The sequence below is a fragment of the Microbispora sp. H10949 genome (assembly GCF_014161435.1).
GTDB lineage: Bacteria > Actinomycetota > Actinomycetes > Streptosporangiales > Streptosporangiaceae > Microbispora > Microbispora triticiradicis.
This window is the reverse complement of the sequence record NZ_JABBWZ010000010.1, coordinates 1-21,860: the sequence shown is the minus strand read 5'-3', so window position 1 is coordinate 21,860 and position 21,860 is coordinate 1. Positions and strand designations below refer to the sequence as shown.

At 72.0% G+C, this 21,860-nt stretch carries 17 protein-coding genes; 11 read left to right on the top strand and 6 right to left on the bottom strand.

The window, feature by feature from the left end:
* Positions 1 to 44: 44 nt before the first annotated feature.
* From HHX40_RS25290 to HHX40_RS25270, 5 genes are all read right to left on the bottom strand, one after another.
* Complete coding sequence (locus HHX40_RS25290; protein WP_182882606.1) at positions 45 to 1,517, bottom strand: AAA family ATPase; 1,473 nt, start codon at positions 1,515 to 1,517, stop codon at positions 45 to 47.
* A 168-nt stretch (positions 1,518 to 1,685) separates the two neighbouring features.
* Positions 1,686 to 2,192: a CGNR zinc finger domain-containing protein gene (locus HHX40_RS25285; RefSeq protein ID WP_182882605.1), complete on the bottom strand. Its 507-nt coding sequence runs from the start codon at positions 2,190 to 2,192 to the stop codon at positions 1,686 to 1,688.
* A gap of 9 nt (positions 2,193 to 2,201) precedes the next feature.
* Positions 2,202 to 3,647: an MFS transporter gene (locus HHX40_RS25280; protein ID WP_182882604.1), complete on the bottom strand. Its 1,446-nt coding sequence runs from the start codon at positions 3,645 to 3,647 to the stop codon at positions 2,202 to 2,204.
* Between the two features lie 51 nt (positions 3,648 to 3,698).
* Complete coding sequence (locus HHX40_RS25275; RefSeq protein ID WP_182882603.1) at positions 3,699 to 5,309, bottom strand: FAD-binding oxidoreductase; 1,611 nt, start codon at positions 5,307 to 5,309, stop codon at positions 3,699 to 3,701.
* A 110-nt stretch (positions 5,310 to 5,419) separates the two neighbouring features.
* The gene (locus tag HHX40_RS25270; RefSeq protein ID WP_182882602.1) at positions 5,420 to 6,094 is read right to left on the bottom strand and encodes a GPR1/FUN34/YaaH family transporter; all 675 of its coding nucleotides are present in this window, start codon (positions 6,092 to 6,094) and stop codon (positions 5,420 to 5,422) included.
* A gap of 189 nt (positions 6,095 to 6,283) precedes the next feature.
* Between HHX40_RS25270 and pabB the strand changes: the two genes are divergently transcribed.
* From pabB to HHX40_RS25215, 11 genes are all read left to right on the top strand, one after another.
* Entirely contained in the window at positions 6,284 to 8,422 is a 2,139-nt protein-coding gene (gene pabB, locus HHX40_RS25265; RefSeq protein WP_182882601.1) for an aminodeoxychorismate synthase component I, read from the top strand.
* On the top strand, positions 8,419 to 9,876 hold the full coding sequence (locus tag HHX40_RS25260) for a 4-hydroxyphenylacetate 3-hydroxylase family protein (protein WP_117408629.1): 1,458 nt from the start codon (positions 8,419 to 8,421) through the stop codon (positions 9,874 to 9,876). The genes pabB and HHX40_RS25260 overlap by 4 nt, the downstream gene beginning before the upstream one ends.
* Positions 9,873 to 11,657, top strand: coding sequence for an ABC transporter ATP-binding protein (locus HHX40_RS25255; RefSeq protein WP_182882600.1), 1,785 nt, complete (start codon positions 9,873 to 9,875; stop codon positions 11,655 to 11,657). Before HHX40_RS25260 ends, HHX40_RS25255 begins: the two co-directional genes overlap by 4 nt.
* On the top strand, positions 11,654 to 13,441 hold the full coding sequence (locus HHX40_RS25250; RefSeq protein ID WP_138462281.1) for an ABC transporter ATP-binding protein: 1,788 nt from the start codon (positions 11,654 to 11,656) through the stop codon (positions 13,439 to 13,441). Before HHX40_RS25255 ends, HHX40_RS25250 begins: the two co-directional genes overlap by 4 nt.
* A complete protein-coding gene (locus HHX40_RS25245) occupies positions 13,429 to 14,934 on the top strand; it encodes an FAD-dependent monooxygenase (protein WP_182882599.1) in 1,506 nt (501 codons plus the stop codon). The genes HHX40_RS25250 and HHX40_RS25245 overlap by 13 nt, the downstream gene beginning before the upstream one ends.
* Positions 14,935 to 15,041: 107 nt before the next feature.
* The gene (locus HHX40_RS25240) at positions 15,042 to 15,734 is read left to right on the top strand and encodes a class I SAM-dependent methyltransferase (protein ID WP_167521585.1); all 693 of its coding nucleotides are present in this window, start codon (positions 15,042 to 15,044) and stop codon (positions 15,732 to 15,734) included.
* 33 nt (positions 15,735 to 15,767) lie between these two features.
* A complete protein-coding gene (locus HHX40_RS25235; RefSeq protein WP_182882598.1) occupies positions 15,768 to 16,598 on the top strand; it encodes a DUF5602 domain-containing protein in 831 nt (276 codons plus the stop codon).
* A 3-nt stretch (positions 16,599 to 16,601) separates the two neighbouring features.
* Entirely contained in the window at positions 16,602 to 17,600 is a 999-nt protein-coding gene (locus HHX40_RS25230) for a thiamine pyrophosphate-dependent dehydrogenase E1 component subunit alpha (RefSeq protein ID WP_182882597.1), read from the top strand.
* Positions 17,597 to 17,827 carry an acyl carrier protein gene (locus HHX40_RS25225; protein ID WP_117408636.1) on the top strand — a complete coding sequence of 77 codons (231 nt, stop codon included), beginning with the start codon at positions 17,597 to 17,599 and terminating at the stop codon, positions 17,825 to 17,827. Before HHX40_RS25230 ends, HHX40_RS25225 begins: the two co-directional genes overlap by 4 nt.
* On the top strand, positions 17,824 to 20,007 hold the full coding sequence (locus HHX40_RS25220) for a 2-oxo acid dehydrogenase subunit E2 (RefSeq protein ID WP_182882596.1): 2,184 nt from the start codon (positions 17,824 to 17,826) through the stop codon (positions 20,005 to 20,007). Before HHX40_RS25225 ends, HHX40_RS25220 begins: the two co-directional genes overlap by 4 nt.
* 18 nt (positions 20,008 to 20,025) lie before the next feature.
* Positions 20,026 to 21,036, top strand: a complete 1,011-nt coding sequence (locus HHX40_RS25215; RefSeq protein ID WP_138462285.1) for a 3-oxoacyl-[acyl-carrier-protein] synthase III C-terminal domain-containing protein — start codon at positions 20,026 to 20,028, stop codon at positions 21,034 to 21,036.
* Positions 21,037 to 21,159: 123 nt separating this feature from the next.
* Here the strand turns inward: HHX40_RS25215 and HHX40_RS25210 are convergent.
* On the bottom strand, positions 21,160 to 21,860 hold a 701-nt coding region (locus HHX40_RS25210; protein WP_182882595.1), incomplete at its 5' end, for a phosphopantetheine-binding protein.

The following is a 21,860-nucleotide window of genomic DNA, read 5'->3' as shown; positions in this document are numbered from 1 at the left end:
CGCGGTGGGCGCGCCCAGACCCGGTCACGCCGGGCCGAGCCGGGTCAGCTCCGGCCGTACAGGGCCGGCAGGTCGACGAGGTGGACGTCGGGGGACGCGGCCGTGGCGGCACGCGCCTTGTCGTTGAACCCGGTGCCGCTGAAGCAGAGGAGTCGGGTGTCCGTGGTGTCGTAGCGGCCCGTCCGGGCGATCAGGTCGCGGAGGTGCCGGAGCCGTTCGATGTGGGCGGCTCCCATCGTGTCGTTCCACTTCGCTTCGCCGATGGCCAGCAGCGGCGCCTTGCCGCCGTCGGCGATGCCGACCACGGCCACGTCGACCTCGTGGCCGGTCCTGGCCTTGGGGTCGTGGACCACCCCGTGACCGACGCGGGCGGGCAGACCGCCGAACAGGTCGGGATCGGCATGGTGCAGCGCCCAGTCGCGGCAGATCTGCTCGAAGTGGGGGCCCAGGACGTTGCTGACGAAGCGGCCGCGGCTGGCCTGCCAGACCCGTCCGGCGCTGCCGGGCCGCTCCAGCTGGTCCCAGACCGGGCGCATGATGGCGTGGTAGAAGCGGATCAACGGCTCGGAGATGCGGTAGGTGGCGCGGTTGTCCCGGAACGCGTCCGCGTCGCGGTGCAGCAGGCCGGCGTTCTCCAGCACGTTGATCGGATGCGCGATGTCCGTCGCCCTGCGCTCCAGATAGCCGGCCACTCCCCCGCGCGTCGCGTTGCCGTCGGCGACGGCCGCCAGGACGGACAGGTACAGGGCGCTGTCGCGCAGGTCGGGCTCCTCGGCGAGGAGGTAGCGGGCCTCCCGGAAGAGAGGCGTCTCTGGGTTGAGCACGGTGCGGATCACCCAGTCGTCGAAGTCCTCCGGTCCCGACGGCGTGTCACCGCGCGCGAACTCGCGACGATAGGCGGGGGTGCCGCCGACGACCGCGTTGACCTTCAGGGCCAGCGCGGGATCGGAGATCTCCCAGAACTCGGCGGCGAGGCGGTGGTCCAGTGGGCGGACGAGCATCTCCAGCCCCGCACGTCCGCGCAGCGGGGCGTTGCCGGACAGCAGCCGGCCCATGAAGGAGAGGGCCGACCCGCACAGCAGCAACCGGGTGCGCGAGCGGGTCCGCTGATCCCGCATGGGCCGGAACGCCTCCTGGAGAAGGGACGGCAGTTCCGGGTTGGCCCGCGCGAGGTAGGGGAACTCGTCGATGACGACGGGGATCGGCCGCTCGGCGCCGAGGGCGAGCAGCGCGTCCAAAGCCTCCGACCAGTCGGCGAAGTGATAGGGGACGGCGGGCCGGACGTGGGCGGTGAGCGCGGCGCTCAACCGGCGCAGGGACTCGGCGTTCGCCGCCTCGGTCGCGGCGAAGTAGAAGCCGCCCGCGGCACGGCAGGCGGCGTCCAGCAGGAAGGTCTTGCCCTGGCGGCGCCGGCCGGAGACCACGCCTAGGGTGGCGCCGGGCTGCTCGTCGGTGATGAACCGTCGCAACGCCGCCCACTCGTAGTCACGGTCGAACATGTCGGCCGGCTTGTCCACACCTGCTCCTGCTTATAGGACCACAGTTTATATAACTGTAGTCCTATAAGCTGCGCGGTCAGTAGGGCAGGGCGCGGCCGGAGGGGGTGCGCAGGTCCAGGTCGGCGGGCCTGGGACGGCGTCGCTTGGTCGTGGTCCTGGTTGTGGTCGTGACGGCTTTCGGGCGTCTCATGGGCGGCCTCTCAGCACCGTGAGCACCGCGCTCCCGGACGGGCCCGGGGAGGCGCCCGGGGACGCAGCGGGCGGGCGGGAGCACCGGGTGCGGGTGCCGTCGCGTGAGCCGTCCCAGAAGACCCAGCCGCACCGCCGGTCGGGGCAGCGCTTCAGGCGCGGCCACTCCCCGCCGGCGGTGGTGGCGAGCCAGGCCCGGGCGATGGCGGCGAGCGGGTCGTCGGAGCGGAGCGCGAGGCCGTCCAGGACGGCGTGCGCCGCGGCCATTGACCGGCGGTCCGGCTGCTCGCCGTCGGCGAGCAGCCGGGCCCGCAGGCCCTGCCGCAGGGTGCGGGCGCGGGCCAGGTCGTGCGGCGTGACGTGGGCGGGCAGCCCCTGCGCGGCCAGCCAGGCGCGCATGCCCTCCACGCTCTCCAGGAGGTCGGCGCCGCGTTCGACGTCGATCGTGTTCGCGAACGACTCCAGGAGCCTGGTCTCCTCAAGCGGTTCCCGGTAGCTCATCATCTCGGGCTCTCAGGAGGTCCGGGACCTGCCGATGAGCAGGGCGGCGAGCAGCGCCGCCACGGCGAAGCCCGCACCTGTCAGGAAGGTCGCCTGCATGCCCTGACTGAACACGTACCCGTCGAGGGCGGCCTTGGACAGACCGGCCGGCGGGTGCTCGGTGGCGCGGGTGCTCGCCGCGGTGGCGATGACCACGATCACGGCGAGGGCGAGGGAGGACCCGACGTTCTGGACCATGCTCACCACGCTGGAGGCCGCGCCGGCGTCCTCGCTCTCCACGCCCGAGGTGGCGCGGCTGAACGCGGGGATGATCGCCATGGCGACCCCGGCCCCGACGAGCACCAGCGAGGGCAGCACACCGGTCCAGTAGCCGTCGCCGATGTCCATCCGCAGCAGCCAGGCGTTGGAGATCAGCAGCAGCACCGCGCCGATCAGCACGACCATCCGTCCGCCGATCCTGGGTTCGAGGCGGACGGCGAGGCTCGCCGCGCCGGTCATGCCGACGGAGACGGCCAGGAAGGCGAACGCGGTGGTCAGGGTGTCGTAGCCGAGGACGATCTGGAAGTACTGGCTCAGGTAGAAGAACAGGCCGATCTGCGCGCCCGGCGTGATCATCAGCACCAGATAGGCCCCGACGCGGCTCCGGTCGGTGAACAGCCCGAGGTCGAGCAGCGGCTGCCTGGCCCGGCGGCTGATCAGCACGAACAGCCCGAGAAGCACCAGGCCGGCCACGACGGAGCCGATGACCCAGCCGTTGAGCCAGTCGCCGCCCTGCGAGGTGGTGAGCCCGTAGACGATCGCGACGACGCCCAGGGTGGCGCTCAGCGCACCCGCGAAGTCGAACCGCCCGGGGCGGCGCGAGGTCTCCTCGATCACCATCGGGCCCAGCACCAGGAGGACGAGGCCGAAGACCGCGCTGGGCAGCAGCACCACGCGCCAGGAACTGATCGTGCCGAGCAGCCCCACCAGCATCAGCCCGACGGCGGCGCCCGCGCCGCCCGCGATCGTGTACGCGCTGATGGCCCGGCGGCGCAGCGGGCCCTCCTCGAACATGCTGACGATCAGAGCCAGCACGCACGGTGTGGCCAGCGCCGCGCCCACGCCCTGGGCCCCCCGGGCGGCGATGACCAACCATGCGTCCGGAGCGATCGCGCGCACCAGGCAGCCCGCGGTGTAGAAGGCGACGCCGGCGACGAACACCCGGCGCTTGCCGAGGATGTCGCCGGCCCTGCCGCCGAGCAGCAGCAGGCCTCCGTACGGGAGGAGGTAGGCGTTCACGACCCAGGAGAGCTGGGTCTGGGACATCTCGAGCGCCTGGCCGATACCGGCCAGCGAGATGCTGATCACCATCTCGTCGACCATGATGAGCGCCCAGAAGGCCACCACGACGGACAGGGCGATCAGGCTCTTGCCCCTGATTCCGTCGGGGACGGTCCGGGTTGACGGATGAGTGAGCATGGAGATCCTCCGGCTCCGGATTCGCGCCGCGGGCGCGTGGTGTGCTTTGTGCTAGGAGGGCAGGCCGATGGACAGGCCGTGCCGGAAGACGTTGCGCGGGTCGTACTGCCTCTTGATCCGCTGCAGTCTTGGGTAGTTGTCGCGGTAGTAGAGCGCGTGCCAGGGAGTGCCGGAGGTGTTCCACGCCGGGTCGGCCAGGTCCCTGTCGGGGTAGTTGATGAACGCCCCGCCGTTGACGGCGTTCGGCACGGGCACCCCGCCGGTGTCCTGGTAGAGCTCCCGGTAGAGGTTCCGGATCCAGGCCATGTTGGCCTCGTCCTCGTACGAGCTGCTCCAGCCGCCCGCGGTGAAGTAGACCCGCAGGACGGAGTCGCGGTGGACGGCGGCGGTCGCGCCGGACGCCACGCTGTTGATCCGCCCGCCGAAGCCGGTGATGTTCACCAGGGCGTTGGGGTTGTAGTAGGAGTCGTCGCTGAGATGCCGGTAGAGCGTCGCGATCTGCGCGGGGGTGTAGCTGCGGCGCAGGTCGGCGGTCTTGTTCTTCTGGCGGCCCGCGGGGTCGCTGACCCAGTTGCGGGGGTCGAGCCAGGGGGTGGTCTCCTGGACGTCGACCATCGGTTCGACGCCGACCCCGGAGGTGACGGCGGCGAAGTGGGCGTCCAGCAGGGCCTGGCCGCCCGACACCGACTCGTCCACGCCCGCCAGCAGCATCAGGGTCCCGGCCGAACGGTGGTTGGTGGTGAGCGTGCCCCACAGGTTGACCGCCGGGCTGCCCGGTGCGCTGTTGTTCTGGTACCAGGTGCAGTAGTTGCCGACCAGGGTGGTGAAGGCCTGCTCGGTCATCGCGTCCCACGACCACATCAGCAGGCGGGCCCGCTGGTTGCCGATCCGGGGCAGGAGCCTGGTGGGGTCGGTGGACGTCACGCCCGGCGTCCTGAACCAGTAGCGGGTGACGATGCCGAAGTTGCCCGCGCCGCCGCCGGTGTGCGCCCAGAACAGGTCGCGGTTGGGGTCGGACGGGCTGTCGGTGGCGACGATGACGCGGGGCCTGCCCGAGGCGTCGACGGTGACGACCTCGACCGCGTTCAGGTGGTCGACGCTGAGGCCGTGCTTGCGGGAGAAGAAGCCGTAGCCGCCGCCGGGGATGTGCCCTCCGATGCCGACGGTCGCGCAACCGGTGAAGGGGATCATCACGCCCCAGCCCTTGAAGAGGGTCTCGGCCACCTCGCCGACGAGGGCGCCGGGCTCCACCGCGAAGGCCCCGCGACGCGCGTCGTGGTAGACCGCCGTCATCTGGGACAGGTCGACGACCGCCTTGATGTCGGAGGTGGTGGTGAAGTCCTCCATGCAGTGGCCGCCGGAGCGGGCGACCAGCCGCTTGCCCGCCGCCACGGCCGCGCCGACCGCGTCCACGACCTGCTCCGCCGAGCCCACCACCGTCACCTGGTCGGGGGCGCCGGTGAAGCGCATGTTGTGCCCGCTGCGCATGCTGTCGAAGCGGGGATCGCCGGGCTTGACGACGAAGGGGCCGAACTCGGGCACGCACCGGGTGCCGGTGGTTCCCGCGGACGCCGGTGTGCTGCCCAGGGCGACCCCCGAGGCCAGGCCGGCCCCGGCCGCCGCCGCGCCGGCCAGGAATCCCCGGCGGTTGTATACGGTCACGCTTTCCACTCCTCAATCAGCGAATTACCCGACCTCGGCGGGCGCCTTCTCCGACGCCCGCCAGATCGAGTGGTTTCGTTTTTTCCAGACCGTACTACTTCGAGCCGGTTTCAGCTCTTGAACGGCTTGCCCACCGGGAACTGCCTGCCGCCGAGGAAGCTGTTCAGTGTGCTGGCGAACAGGTACATGCCGATCAGCGGCATCGAGAAAATCGCGATGATGCCGAAGGGGAGGATCCACGGGTCACCCGCGGCACCGGGCCGCGCCACGCTGACGGCGATGAACAGCGTCAGCAGCGAGAAGTCGATGACGAGGAACAGCAGCCCGAAGATCTTCGGAAGCCGGAGCGTGGTGAGGGTCACCACGGTCATGAGCCCGAGCCAGACCAGGATGAAGTTGGCCTGGGCGCCGCGCTGCGCGGGCTCGGGGAGCTGACCGAACCAGCTGTTGACGAGGCCGAACACGAGCATCGAGAAGCTCAGCCAAAAAGCACCGAACAGGCCGAACATGGTCGCCTGCCAGCCGTCGCCGCGGCGGGCCGCCCAGACCGTGGCGCCGATGAGGAGCACGCCGCAGAGGGACATGATCGGCAGCGGGGCGGCGAGCGTGCTGGGGATGGTGACCTGGTTGAAACCGGTCAGGAACAGGGCCAGCGCGAACGCCGCGGTGGCGAAGGCGGGGTACCCGAGGAGACCCGGGTCGGCGGTCGCCGGCTGCTTTCCGGCGCTGGCCCGCTCCGTCGAGTGGTTGAGGTCGGGGAGTACGGGGATTTCGGTGGCGGTCATAGGACTCTCCGGTCGCCGGGATTCTGGCGTCGTGAACGTATTCGCGGTGGATATCCATTGCCGTATCAATCCGCTCTCGCCCGCCGGGCCCGCCTCTCAGACCGCTCTCAACCTGCTCTTTTCGCATTGTCCACGACCAGGCCGCGGTTTATGCAAGTCGTAGCTTTACTGGTCGAGATGAGGGACCGTATGCTTACGCTACTGATCGACAACCATGATTCGTACACCTACAACCTCTTTCAGCTGATGGCCCGGGTGTACGGCACGGAGCCGACGGTGGTGACGAACGACGACGCCGCGTGGCCCGGTCTGGACATCGAGGATTTCGACGCGATCGTCGTCTCCCCCGGCCCCGGCCATCCGGGCCGGGACCGCGACCTCGGCGCGGTCCGGCAGGTGGTGGCGCGCACCAGGGTCCCGCTTCTCGGGGTCTGCCTCGGTCACCAGGCGATCGCGTTGCTCTCGGGAGCCGACGTGGTGCCCGCGCCCCGGCCCCGGCACGGTCACCTGACCCGCGTGCGGCACACCGGCGAGGACCTCTTCCAGGGACTGCCCCAGGACTTCCAGGCGGTGCGCTACCACTCGCTGTGCGTGCCGGAGGAGGGCCTGCCCGACACCCTCACGCCGACGGCGTGGGCGGAGGACGGCGTGCTCATGGGGCTGCGGCACCGGGAGCGGCCGCTGTGGGGGGTGCAGTTCCACCCCGAGTCGATCGCGACCGAGCACGGCGCGCAACTGGTCGAGAACTTCGGCCGTCTCGCGGCGAAGGCGCTGGCGGAACAGGGCAGGTCACTGCGCCCGGCGCGGGCGCCGCGACGGGCGTCCGCCCAGCCGGCGCCCCTCGCGCCCGAGGCGCCGCCCGCCGCCGTGCGCCCGTGGCGGCTGCTGCACCGCGTGGTGCCGTACGAGGTGGACACGGCGGCGGCGTTCACGGACCTGTTCGGCGGCCTGGAGCACGCGTTCTGGCTGGACAGCAGCCGGGTGGAGCCCGGCCTGTCGCGGTTCTCCTTCCTCGGCGCGCCGGAGGGCCGCGACGGCGAGATCCTGAGCTACTCCGTCGGCGAGGGGCTCACGATCCGGAGCGGGCCGGCCCCGGAGACCGTCACCTGGCCGGATTCGATCTTCGATGCCCTCCGGACCCGGCTCGCCGAGCCGGTCCTCGACGTCCCCGACGTGCCCTTCGACCTCACCAGCGGATACGTGGGCTACTTCGGCTACGAGCTGAGGGCCGAACTGGGCTCGCCGTGCCGGCACCGCGCCACCACGCCCGACGCGGTGTGGCTGTCCGCCACCCGCCTGGTGGTGGTCGACCACGAGCAGCGGACCACCCATCTCATCGCGCTGACCCGGTCGCCGGACGACCCCGCCGCGTCGTCGTGGCTGGCCCGCGCCGAACGGCGGCTCGCCCGGTGGCGGCCGCCACCGGGAGCGGACGCGCCCGCCGCAGACGGCCACGACCCCGAGCCCGGCCTGCTCCGCGCCCGGGACGGCTACCTGGACGACGTCGAGGCGTGCCGGGGCAAGCTGCGCGAGGGCGAGAGCTACGAGATCTGCCTGACCACGCAGACCCGGCTGCCCGTGACCGGCGACCCGCTGGAGCTGTACCTCGCGCAGCGCGCGTCCAACCCCGCGCCGTACGCGGCCTTCCTGCGGCTGGGCGGCTTCGCCGTCCTCTGCTCGTCCCCCGAGCGGTTCCTGCGGATCCGGCCGGACCGGACCGTGGAGACGAAACCGATCAAGGGCACCGCGGCCCGGGGTCGCGGGCGCCGGGAGGACCTGCGGCTGCGGGCCCGGCTGACGACCGATCCCAAGGTCAGGGCCGAGAACCTGATGATCGTGGACCTGCTGCGCAACGACCTCGGGCGGGTCTGCGAGGTCGGCTCCGTCCACGTGCCCAGCTACATGGCGGTCGAGACGTACGCGACCGTCCACCAGCTCGTGTCCACAATCCAGGGCACGCTCCGCCCGGACGTCGACGCCATCGGCTGCGTCACGGCGTGCTTCCCCGGCGGGTCGATGACCGGCGCGCCCAAGCTGCGCACGATGGAGATCCTCGACGAGATGGAGCAGACGGCGCGCGGCGTCTACTCCGGCGCCATCGGCTTCCTCGGCCACAACGGCACGGCCGACCTCAACATCGTCATCCGCACCGCGGTGGCCACCGCCGAGGGCCTGACGGTGGGGGCGGGCGGCGCGATCGTGCTCGACTCCGATCCCGCCGAGGAGTTCGAGGAGATGCTGCTGAAGGCACGGGCGCCCCTGCGCGTGGCCGGGCCCCCGCTGTCGGCGTCGGAACCAGGGCTGCGCTGGGCGGAGGCGGCACGATGACCAGGACCGGCAAGGACTACCTCGACGCGCTGCGCGACGGCAGGACGATCTGGCTGGACGGCGAGCGGGTGGACGACCTGACCACCCATCCCGCCTTCCGGCGTTCGGTCCGCTCGATCGCCGACCTCTACGACCTGACGGCGGAGCACCCCGAGACGCTGACGGCGTCGGTGCCCGGCGTCGACGGGCCGGTGTCGCGCGCCTACCAGATCCCGCGTACGAAGGACGAGCTCAAGGCCAAGGGCCGGGCGTTCAAGCTGTGGTCGGAGGCGACGTTCGGGTTCCTCGGCCGCTCCCCCGACTACATGGCCTCGGCGGTCGCCGGGATGGCGACCGTGCCGGGCGTGCTGGCCCGCGACGGGTTCGACGGCTCGGCCAACCTGGTCGCGCACTGGCGGCGGATGGCCGAGGGCGACCTCTACCAGGCGCACACGCTGGTCAACCCGCAGATCGACCGCACGAAGGCGCCGTCGGAGCAGATGGAGGACGACCTGTGCCTGCGGGTCGTCGCCGAGCGCGACGACGGGATCGTCGTGCGCGGCGCCAAGATGATCGGCACCGCGGCGGCCCTCGCCGACGAGATCCTGGTCGGCGTCACCCAGCGGATGCCGCCCAGCGAGGCCGACTACGCGGTGAGCTTCTCGGTGCCGGTCGCGGCGCCCGGCATCTCCTTCGTCAGCCGGACCTCCTACGAGGCCCGCGCGACCAGCGTCTTCGACTACCCGCTCGCCAGCCGGCTGGACGAGAACGACGCGCTCGTGGTCTATGACGACGTGTTCGTGCCGTGGGAGCGGGTGTTCGCCTACCGCGACCCGGAGGCCTGCCACGCGCAGTTCTGGAAGACCCCGGCGTTCGTCAGCTTCGTCCACCACGGCGCCACCCGGTTCTGGACCAAGCTGGAGTTCCTCACCGGCATTGCCATCCTCGTCGCCAAGGCCAACAACGTCTACGACATGCCGCCGGTGCGGATGCAGATCGGCAAGCTGCTGTCGTGGGTGAACACCGCCAAGGCGCTGGTCGTCGCCGCCGAGGAGCTGTGCGAGCCGGTGCCCGGCGCCGACGCGGTCATGCCGCACCGTGAGACGGCGTACGCCCAGCTCGCCGTGGGGCCGGACCTCTACCCCAAGGTGATCAACGAGATCAAGCTGCTGGCGGGCGGCGGGCTGATCCAGCTGCCGTCCTCCTACCGCGACCTGCTGCGCCCGGAGGTCGCCGCGCTCCTCGGCAAGTACGTGAAGTCCCCCGGGTACGACGCCGAGGCGCGGATCAAGCTGTTCAAGCTGGCCTGGGACGCCGTGGGCAGCGAGTTCGCCGGGCGGCACGACCAGTACGAGCGCTTCTACCACGGGGCGCCGCACGTGTACCTGCCCGCCCTCGTGCGCGAGGGCGACCCCGGCCGGTACGCCGCGCTGGCCGACCGGTGCCTCGACGGCTACGAACTGGAGGACGGGTGAGCACCGCCCGGCCGCCGATGACCGCCGTCTCCCTCCTGCGCGCCTACGTGGGGTCGCAGCCGGCGGCCGTCGCGGTGATGGCCGGTCTGCTGGTCTTCTCCATCGGCCTGGAGATCGCGGAGCCGCGCATCGCCGCGCACTTCATCGAGTCGGTCCAGCTCGGCCGGGCCGAGAGCGTGCTCGTCGGGATCGCCGGGGTGTTCCTGGCCGTGGCCGTGACGCGGCAGGCCGCCCGCATCGTGTCGGCGTACGCCAGTGAGCGGGTCTCGTGGACCGCCACCAACGCCGCCCGCGAGGACCTGACCGCGCACGTGCTGTCGCTCGACCTGACCTTCCACGAGTCCCGCCCGCCCGGCGAGCTGATCGAGCGCATCGACGGCGACGTCAACCAGGTCGCGGAGTTCTTCTCCAGCCTGATCGTGCACATCGCCGGCAACGTCCTGCTGGTGCTGGGCATCCTGATCGCCCTGGCCACCCTGGACTGGCGGGTCGGGCTCACCTTCACGGCGGTCACGATCCTCAGCTATCTGGCGCTGTCGAGGATCGCCGGGATCGCCGGGCTCAAATGGGAGGACGACCGGGAGCAGAGCGCCCGGTTCTTCGGCTACGTCGGCGAGGCGACCCTCGCCACCGAGGACCTGCGCTCGTCCGGCGCCACCGGCTACGCCATGGCGCGCTTCCACCGGCACCTGCGCGCGTGGCTGCCGGTGAAGGTCAGGGCCGAGGGCTGGGGCAGCGCCATCTGGGTCGTGCTCTCGATCGCGTTCACCGCCGGCACGGCGATCGCCTTCGGGTACGGCGGCGTCTTCTACCGCGACGGCGTGGTGTCCCTGGCCGGCGTCTACCTGATCGTCGCGTACGCGGCGATGCTGAACACCCCCATGGAGGTGCTGCGCCACCAGGTGCAGACGCTCCAGCAGGCGATGGCCGCGACGCGGCGCATCGCCGAGCTGTTCGCCCACCGGTCCTCCCTCGCCGACGGGACCGCGGCCATCCCCTCCGGCCCGCTGTCCGTCCGGTTCGACCACGTCAGCTTCGGCTACGGCCGGGACGACTCCGGGGACGAGTCCGGCGACGGCTCCGGGGACGGCTTCGGGGACGGCATGGTCATGCGCGAGGTGTCGTTCGACGTCCCGGCGGGGACCACGCTCGGGCTCGTCGGGCGGACCGGCGCGGGCAAGACCACCATCGCCTCCCTGCTGTTCCGCCTGTACGACGCGAGCCGGGGACGGGTGCTGGTCGGCGGGGTCGACGTCCGCGAGGCCTCCCTGGCGTCGCTGCGGTCGCGGATCGGTTTCGTGCCGCAGGACGTGCAGATCTTCGACGCCACCCTGCGGGAGAACCTGACCTTCTTCGACGAGCGGGCCGACGACCGGCGGCTGCTGGAGATCCTCGACGTGCTGGAGCTGCGGCCCTGGCTGGAGGGGCTGCCCGACGGGCTGTCCTCGCGGATCTCACCCGGCACCCTGTCGGCCGGGCAGGCGCAGCTCATCGCGCTGGCCCGGGTGTTCCTGACCGATCCGGGGCTGGTCGTGCTCGACGAGCCGTCCAGCAGGCTCGACCCGGTCACCGAGGCCCAGGTGGAACGCGCGCTCGACCGGATGCTCGCCGGGCGCACCGCGATCGTGATCGCCCACCGGCTCGACACGATCCGCCGTACGGACCAGGTGATCGTGCTGGACACCGGCGCGATCGCCGAGCGGGGCGCCACCGCCGGCCTGCTGGCCGACCCGGGCTCCCGGCTGGCGCGGCTCTACCAGGTCGGGAAGGTGCTCACATGAACGGACCGGCCGAGCCGTCCCCGCTGGGGTTCCTCTGGCGGCTGATCACCTACAGCCCCTGGCGCTACCTGCTGGCCGCCTCCGCGTGGGCGATCTTCCATCTGTGGCCGCTGCTGCCCGGCGTGCTGGGCAAGCTGCTGTTCGACGTCCTGGAGGGCCGGGCGCCCGCCGGGATCACCGTGTGGACGGTGGTGGCGATCGCGGTGGGCGCGGGCCTGGCCCGGTGCGTCGCGATCGTCGGCGCGACCGTGGCCTGGGCGGGCTGGTACCTGCGCGCCCGGGGGCTGATCCAGCGCAACCTGCTCGCCCTGGTGTTCCGCAAGCCGGGCGCGCAGCCGCTGCCGGCCGCCGCGGGCGAGAACATCTCCACCCTGCGGGACGACAGCGACGCCATCGCGATGATGGGCGGCTGGGGCTTCGACATGATGTCCGGGCTCATCTTCGCGGGCGGCGGGCTGGCGATCCTGCTCAGCGTCGACGTCCAGGTGACCCTCGTCGTCATGGCGCCGCTCGCGGTCGTCCTGGTCCTCGCGCAGCTGGCGCGCGCCCGGGCGTACCGCATCCGGGTGCGCAGCAGGGCGGCCACCGCCCAGGTCACCGGGACCATCCAGGAGATCGTGGCCGCGGTCCGCGCGATCAAGGCGGCGGGCCGGGAACGCGAGGTCGTCGCCCGGCTGCGCCGCGACAACGAGGCGCGCAAGACCGCGATGATCCGTGACAAGGTGCAGAGCCTCGCCATCGACTCCGTCTTCAACAGCACCGCGAGCATCGGCTCCGGCCTGATCCTGCTGCTGGCGGCGGGCCGGATGCGTTCCGGCGAGTTCACCACCGGCGACTTCGTGCTGTTCTCCACCTATCTGATGCAGGTGGCCGACTACACGTCCTTCATGGGCTACCTCGTGCGCACCTACCAGCAGGCCCGGGTCTCGTTCGTACGGGCGGCCGCCATGCTGCCCGGCACGCCCTCGCGGACGCTGGTCGAGCACCACCCGCTGCACCTGCGCGAGGACGCGTCCCTCACCACGGCGCCGCCGGAACCGGAGCCGCTGCGCGAGCTGGAGGTGCGGTCGCTGACGCACGTCTTCCCCGGATCCGGGCGGGGCGTGCGCGAGGCGTCCTTCACGATCCGGCCGGGCACCGTCACCGTCGTGACCGGCGCGGTGGGGTCGGGCAAGACGACGCTGCTGCGCACCGTGCTCGGCCTCTACGCGCCGCAGGACGGCGAGATCCACTGGAACGGCGAGCGGGTCGACGCCCCGGACGACTTCATGGTGCCGCCGCGCGTCGCCTACACCCCGCAGAACCCCTCCCTGCTGTCCGGCACGATCAGGGAGAACGTGCTGCTCGGCCTGCCGGACGACGGCCGGGTCGAACGGGCGGCGGCCCTCGCCGTGCTCGGCCCGGACCTGGAGCGGCTCGGCGGCGGGCTCGACACGGAGATCGGCGTACGCGGCGTGCGCCTCTCCGGCGGGCAGGCGCAGCGCACGGCGGCCGCCCGGATGTTCGCCCGCGACAGCGCGCTGCTGGTCATGGACGACCTGTCCAGCGCCCTCGACGTGGAGACCGAGCAGGAGCTGTGGCGGCGCATCTTCGCCACGTCGGCGACCTGCCTCGCCGTCTCCCACCGGCCCGCCCTGCTGGAGCGGGCCGACCAGGTGCTGCTGCTGAAGGACGGCCGGGTCGTCGCCGCGGGCCCGCTGGCCGAGCTGCTGCGGACGTCCCCGGACATGCGGACGCACTACCGCCCCGCCCCGCCAACGAGGAGTCGACAGTGTCACGTGTGATCATCGTCGGCGCCGGCCCCTCCGGGCTGGCGCTGGCCGGCGAGCTGGCGGCGGGCGGTGTCGACTGCCTCGTGGTGGAGAAGCGGTCGAGCCGCGCCGCCCTGTCCCGGGCCTTCACCGTGGAACCCCGCACGATGGAGTTGCTCGACATGCGCGGCCGGGTCGCCGGGCTGCTGGCCGACGGCCGCCCCTGCCCGCACCCCCCGGTGGGCGACCGGAACGGCTACCTCGACTACGGCCTGCTCGACACGCCGTTCCCGTACAGCCTGGTCGTGCCGCAGCACCGCACCGAGGCCGCGCTGCAGGCCGCCGCCGAGCAGGCCGGCGCGGTGGTCCGCACCGGCGCCGAGGTGGTCGGCCTGCGCCAGGACGCGGAGTCCGCCGAGGTCGACGTACGCGGCCCGGACGGCGTGGTGACGACCGAGCGCGCCGACTACGTCGTCGGCTGCGACGGCGTGAACAGCAGCGTGCGCGAGGCGATCGGCGTCGACTTCGAGGGCTGGAACTACGACGTGTCGGTCATGATGGGCGACATGCGGCTGCGCAACCCGCCGTCGCCGCCCGCCTACGCCCGCATCACCCGCCGGGGCATGGTGGCGCTGTTCCCCTTCAGGGACGACACCTACCGGGTCATCGTGTTCGACCACGAGAAGATGCACGTCCCGGCCTCGCTGCCGGTGACCCCGGCGGACCTGCGGGAGAGCTGCGCGGGCATCCTCGGCATCGACGTCGAGCCGTACGACCCGATCTGGCTGTCGCGGTTCCGCAGCTCGCAGCGCCACGCCCGGCGCTACCGCGTCGGCCGGGTGCTGCTGGCCGGGGACGCCGCCCACACGCACATCCCCTCCGGCGGCCAGGGCCTGCAGACGGGCATCCAGGACGCGTTCAACCTCGGCTGGAAGCTCCGCGCGGAGCTCGACGGCTGGGCCCCGCCGGGCCTCCTGGACAGCTACGAGGACGAGCGCTACCCGATCGCCGCGGCGACCCTGCGCAAGACCGACCTCTCCTTCCGCTTCGAGACCTCGAACGGCGTGGCCGCACGGCTGGTCCGCGGGATCGTCACGAAGCTCGTACGCGTCCGCGCGATCCAGCGGGTGAACCTGGAGCACCTGTCCGGGCTCACGCTGCGCTACCCGCCGGGCGACGGCGGGCCCTGGGCCGGGCGGCGGGTCCCCGACCGGCCGCTGACCGACGGCTCGCGGCTGTTCGAGCGGTTCCGGGACGGCCGGTTCGTGCTGGCCGGCCCTCCGGGCGTCGCCGTCGAGCTGGACGGCTGGACCGACCGGGTCGTCACCGCGACCCTCGCGGAGCCGATCGGCCGGGGATGCCCGCCCGTGGTCCTCGTCCGGCCCGACGGTCACGTGGCGTGGGGCGGGCGGGCCGACTCCGGCGAACTCGCGGGGGTGCTCCGCCGCTGGTGCGGCGAGCCGCGCCGCGCGGCGAGCGGCTCCGGCCAGAACGAGACCGCCGGTATCACGCGGAGAGAAACGTGAGAGCCGCTTTTCCGACAATGAATTGCACATAAAAAGCGTCGGAAAACTGCCGGAGGCGGGCCATGCGAAATTATTCAGCCGAATCGTATGGCGATGCCATCGCCTCCGTGTTCGACGTCGTGAACGACGACCCGGCGGAAGTGGCCGCCATCGTGGAGTTCCTGCGTAGCCGTGCGGGGACCGGCCCGGTGCTGGAAGCGGGCATCGGGACGGGAAGGATCGGCATCCCGCTGGCCGGGACCGGCGTCGAGGTGTTCGGCGTGGAAGTCAGCCGGGAAATGGCCAACCAGCTTCGCACGAAGCCGGGCGCGGAAAAGGTGACCGTCGAAGTCGGCGACATGAATGAAATCGACTTCGGGCGGAAGTTCTCGCTCGTGGTCCTCGCGCAGGGCACCTTCGGCGCGCTGCTGTCGGAACCGGCGCAGCGCGCGTACCTGCGGCGTGTCCCGGAGATCCTCACCGAGGACGGCCGGCTCGTCGTGGAGACGATGGAGGTGGACGACTCCCGCTTCACCCACGACCAGTACGTCGCCACGTCACTGCTCGACGTCGACCACGTGGTGCTCAGCGCGGCGCTCCGCGACCCCGGGCACCAGGTGCTGAGCATCCAGAACGTGCTGCTCACCGCGCACGGCATCCAGCTCTACCCCGTGAAGTTCCGGTACTACACCGCCGGGCAGCTCGACGAGATGGCGGGTGACGCGGGACTGCGGCTGCTCGAACGCTACTCCGACTGGACCGAAGCCGACTATGCGCCGGGCTGCCTCCGGCACGTCTCGGTCTACGGCACCCAGGACTGAACGACCCGTCACCGTCTGGAAGGCGACTCGCCGATGAACATCTCACCCCCCAGGACGCCGCGGCGCTACACCGTCGTGGTCGCGGCGCTCGGCGCCGCGGTATCCCTCACCAGCGGTTGCGCCCTGAACCTCGCCAACGCCAAGTGGTACACCACCACCTACTCGGGCGAGGCGCAGACCGTGGGCCACGGCACCGCGCGGCCGTACGTCATCATCGACCAGGACGGCAACCCCACGGAGGTCGGGGTGCGCCTGTCGGCGACGGCGCTGGACGGGCTGCCCACCGAGGACACCGTCCCGCCGACGGAGACCATCCTGGAGTTCCCCAAGCAGGCGAAGGCCACCGTCTTCAACCACGTGATGCTCAACTGGTACAGCCACGGACGGAAGCCGGCCGAGATCTTCGGCGAGCCGCACTTCGCCTTCCACTTCTACACGCCCGACCACCACTCGGTCATGGACATCGACCCCAAGCTCCACCCCGACCGTGCCGGGAAGGTGCCGGAGAAGAAGTACATCGCGCCCGACTACATCTCCGAGCCGGGCAACCCGGTGGAGATGACCAAGCCCCAGATGGGACTGCACTGGATCGACACGACGCGGCACTTCGGGCCGGTCGGCAGCGCCGAGGAGTTCCGCGAGGTCTTCGTCTACGGCTCCCACGACGGCAGGCTCATCTTCCAGGAGCCGCTCGCGACCCGGAAGTGGCTGCTGACCAAGCCCACCTTCAAGTCCGACATCCGGCAGCCGCAGGAGTACCAGCGCAGCGGCTACTACCCGACCTTCTACGGCATCAAGTACGACGCCGCCACCAACGACTACGTGATCTCGCTGGGCGGCATGCGGATGCGTAAGGCGACGTAGGTCGTGTCCGGCACCCTCGGCCCGTCGCGCGAGGCCCAAGGCCCCCGGGCCCGCGCGGCGGGCGCCGCCGTCCCCGGCCTGCCGGACGCCGTGCCCGGTCTGTCAGATGACGACGTGGCGCAGCTGGTCCGCATCCGCCACTTCGAGCGGACCCTGCTGCGGATGTTCGAGGCCGGCGCGCTGAGCGGCACCACGCACACGTGCATCGGGCAGGAGTACGTGCCGGTGGCGCTGGCCCCGCTGCTCGACGGCGACTTCGTGGTCAGCAACCACCGCGGTCACGGCCACTACCTGGCCCACGTCGGCGACGCCGCCGGGCTGCTCGCCGAGATCATGGGCCGGGAGGGCGGGGTCTGCGCCGGCGTCGGCGGCAGCCAGCACCTCTACCGGCCCGGCTTCCTGTCCACCGGCGTGCAGGGGGAGGGCCTGGCGCTCGCGACGGGCGTCGCGCTGCGGCACCGGCGCGCCGGCACCGGCCGGATCGCCGCCGTCTACGTCGGCGACGGCACCTGGGGCGAGGGCGCGGTGTACGAGGCGCTCAACATGGCGGCGCTGTGGCGGCTGCCGGTGCTGGTCGTCGTGGAGGACAACGGGATCGCCCAGTCCACCCCCACCGGCGCGCACCTCTCCGGGACCATCGCCGGCCGGGCGCGCGCCTTCGGCGTCGAGTACGCCGAGATCGCCACCCATGACATCCCGGCCGTCCGCGCCGCGGCCGGGCCGGTGATCGCGCGGGTCCGCGGCGGCGGCGGGCCGGCGGTCGTACGGTTCCTGACCCGGCGGCTCGGCCCGCACAGCAAGGGCGACGACACCCGCCCCGCCGAGGAGGTCGCGGCCCTGTGGGAAGGCGACTGGCAGGCGGGGCTGGAGGCGCGCCTCGGTCCCCGCTTCCGGGAGATCGACGAGCGGGTCCGCGCCGAGGTGGACCGCATCGCCGCCGAGGTGGCGGCACGCCCGCCGTCGCGGTGGGCCGACGTGGCCGAGGCGGGAGCCGTACAGTGAACGAACTGATCACCCTGGTCGCGGGCGTCCTCGACGTGCCCGCCGAGACGGTCGACGAGAACACCGGCACGGCCACGGCCGCCGAGTGGAGCAGCCTGCGCCACGTGCAGATCATCGGCACCGTCGAACGGGCGTACGGCGTGCGGCTGAGCCCGCGCGAGGCCCGCGCGTGCCGCTCCGTGGGGGCGCTGCGGGACACCCTGCGGACGCGCGGAGTCGCGGTATGACACCGCTCGCGCCCCGGCTCGCGGAGAGCCTGAACGGCGCGCTGCACCGGCTGTTCGCCGAACGCCCCGGCCTGCACCTCCTCGGCGAGGACGTCGCCGATCCCTACGGCGGCGCCTTCAAGGTCACCAAGGGGCTGTCGGACCGGCATCCCGGCCGCGTGCTGTCCACCCCGATCAGCGAGAACGGCCTCGCGGGCGTCGCGGCCGGTCTCGCCCTCGCCGGTGACGAGGTCGTGGCCGAGGTCATGTTCGGCGACTTCGCCGCGCTGGTCTTCGACCCGGTGCTCAACCTGATCTCGAAGTCGGTGACGATGTACGGCCGGCGGCTGCCCATGCCGGTCGTGCTCCGCTGCCCGGTCGGCGGCCGTCGCGGCTACGGGCCCACCCACAGCCAGAGCGTGCAGAAGCACTTCATCGGCATGCCGAACCTGGCGTTGTACGAGCTCAGCCCGTTCCACGATCCGTACGGGCTGCTCGCGCACGCCCTGGACCACGGGCCCGCGCTGCTCTTCGAGGACAAGGTGCTCTACACCCGGCGGGCGTACCCCGACGGGGTCGTGGACGAGCACTTCCGCCACTCGCTCGTCGGGGACGCGTCCGGCTGGGCGCACGTGACCCCCGTGGGCGGCACGGCCCCCGACGTCGTGCTGATCTGCCCCGGCGGCGTCGCCCACCGGGCGCTCGCCGCCGCCCACCTCCTGCGGGACCAGGGCGTCACCGCGCACCTTCTGGTCCCCGGGCGCCTGTACCCCGTGGACATCGAGCCCGTCCTGCCGGTCCTGGAACGGCCCGCGCTGGTGGCCGTCGCCGAGGAGAGCACGGCGGGCGGCACCTGGGGCTCCGACATCGCGGCGCTGGTGTACGAGCGGCTGTGGCCGCGCCTGCGCGCCCCGGTGCTGCGGCTGTCGTCCGCCGACTCGATCATCCCGGCCGCTCGCCACCTGGAGGACCGGGTGCTGCTGGGCGAGCGGCACATCGCCGAGGCCGTCGCGGAGCGCCTCGGCACGATCGCGACGGGCGCCGCGGTCGTCGCCGGGCCCGTCGTGACGCCGGTCGCCGAGTCCGTTGTCGAGCCCGTCGATGCCGCCCCACCGCTCGCCGTACCTTTCGTCGTGCCGAAGCTGAACAACAACGACACGCACTACCTGGTGACCTGCTGGCTCGCCGAGGACGGCGCCAGGGTCGAGGCGGGCGCTCCCCTGGTCGAACTGGAGACATCCAAGGCGGTCGAGGAGATCGAGGCCCCGGCGGCCGGATATCTGCGGATCTCGGCCGACGCCGGCACCGAGGTGGAGGTCGGCGCCGTCATCGCGGAACTGCACGAACTCGCGCCCCCGGCGCATGCGGCGGCGGGGAGTGGAGCGGGCGGCGAGGCGGCCACGACCGCCGGTCGTGGTGCGGGATCGGCGGCGCCCGCGCAGGCCGCTCCGGCCGCCGAGCCTTCCCGGCCCGCCCCGTCGTCCCAGCCCGCCCAGTCGTCCCCGGCCGACCGGCGGACCTACGTGCTCGACCGGGTGCAGCGGGGCACCGCCGCCGTCGTGACCCGGGCCCACAAGGAGGTGCCGGCGGCCTTCACCGCCGTCGAGGTGGGGGTCGACGCCCTCCTCGCCAGACTGCGCCTGCTGTCGGAGGAGTCCGGCGCCGAGGTCGGCGTACCCGAGGCCGTGGTGAAGGCGGTCGCCGCCGCCCACGACCGCTTCGGCCACCTCTTCGGCAGCCTCGTGGACGACCGGACGGTCGCCGTCTCCGAGGCGCCCCATGTCGCGGTGACGATCGACGCGGGACGCGGCCTCTACACGCCCGTGATCCGGGACTGCGCGAGCCGATCGATCACCGATATCGCCGACGACCTGATGGATTTCCGGATGAAAGCGTGGCGGGGAGGCGATTTCACCACATCCGAGCTCGATGGCGGTACGATCACCATCTCGATCAACACTGAGGCTGATGTGGTGTTCGTACAACCGATCGTCATGTGGCCGCAGTTGTGCATGCTCTCCGTCGGCGGGCTACGTCGGCAGCTCGCGCTCCACGACGGAGTCCTCGCGACAACCACGGTCGTCGTTCTCGGCCTCGCCTATGACCACCGGGTCGTGAACGGCGCCGAAGCGGTGGCCTTCCTGCGAGCGGTCGCGGACAACCTCCGCGAGCCGGACCGGCTCGACCAGCTGGTCGCCTGACGGCGTGATGGAGGACTGATGACGTTCGGGCTGATCGCCTTCGCCGCGGAAGTGGGCGAGCCAGTGCCCGTCAAGGATGTGGTCGCGGATTACACCGAGGACGTCGCGCGGGTGCTCGCGTACGGCTACGACTACGTGCACCGCGCGGCTCCCGGGATGGGCCTGACCGATCTCGCCGTCGAAGCGGGCGGGCAGGCCCTCGCCGCGGCGGGCGTCGCCGCCCGCGACGTCGACCTCCTGGTGTTAGCGATCACAGACATCGCGGAGTACCTGTACTGGGACGCGGCGGCCGCGGTCGCCCACCGGCTCGGCCTCTCCTGGGCGGAGGCCGTACTGGTGGACCAGGGCTGCGCGGGCGGCGTCACCGCCTTCGACACCCTGGCCGGCCGGTTCGCCACCCACCTGTCCTACGACACCGCGCTGGTCATCGGCGCCAACCGCACCACCGAGGCGTACTGGAACCGCCTGGACACCCACTCGCTGCTGTTCTCCGACGGCGCGGCGGCGGCCGTGGCCAGCCGCAACGCCGCGTCACTGCGCTGGCGCACGTCGTACGCCGAGACGGACGGACGCTACGCCGACTTCTTCCGCCTCGACGACGGCGGCGGGGCGAAACCCTTCGGGCCCGGCACGCCGCCTCCCAAGGTCCGGGACGCCTGGCAGATCATGGAGCACTTCCAGTACGACTCCGACCGCATGGCCGCCTTCGCGGACGAGATCAACGACCGTACGGCCCGTGCCGTCCACCGCGCCTGCAAGCAGGCCGGTATCACGGAGGACGACCTCGCGTGGCTCCTCCTGCTCAACGACAATCCTCGTGTCATCGCCGCCCAGGCCGATCTGATCGGTGTGCCGACGTCCCGTACGAACATCCGCGGCGCCCGGCAGCACGGGCATTTCGGTGCCGCCGACCACCTGTTCGAGCTGGGCAACCTGCACGCCTCAGGGGAGCTGGGCCTGGGTGACTACGTGGCGCTGGCCACGAACGGCCGCGGAATGCACTGGGCGTGCACGATCCTGTGGTCCTGACCCACGCCTTGGCCTGAATCGGGCCTGACCGGGCCTGATCGCCCGCTCCCTCGGCTCCCCCGGGCTCGCGTCTCCGGGATCCGCCCCCACGCTCGCCCGGGTCACCGGGTCCTCATCGCCGTGTCAGTCGCTCGGGACGCCGCTCGCCGCCCCGGCACGGCCGAGTGTCCGGCGCAGCCTGGGGATGGCCGCCGGCCGCACCGGCCCGCTCGCCGGCTCGGGCAGAAACTCCGCCAATCCGGCGATGGTGGGATGCTCGAAGACCACCCGCAGCGGGAGCGACGCTCCGGTGAGCGCGTTGAGGCGGCTGACCAGCCGCGTGGCCAGCAGGGAATGCCCGCCCAGGCTGAAGAAGTCGTCGTGGATGTTCGTGACCGGCCGGCCCAGCAGGCCGGTGAACAACTCGGCCACCAGATGCTGCGCCTCGGTGCCGGGAGGCTCGACCTCGCCGGTGCCGAACACCGATGTCGGCTCGGGCAGCGCCTTGCGGTCGATCTTCCCGTTGGGGGTGCGCGGCAGCGCGTCCATCACCACGATGCGGGCAGGGACCAGATGCTGCGGCAGACAGCCCCGCAGATACCGAAGGAGGATCTGTTCGTCGTCCTCCCCACGCTCCTCCGGCACGACGGGGTCGTCCTGGGAGGGGGTTCTGGTGGCGATGTGGGCGATCAGGTGGTCGCCGTGGACGGTGACCACCGCCTCGGACACGGCCGGGTGCTGGAGCAGGGCGTGTTCCACCTCGCCCGGCTCGATCCGGAACCCCCGCAGCTTCACCTGATGGTCCACCCGGCCGTGGTAGTCCAGGAAGAACTCCACCCCGCCGT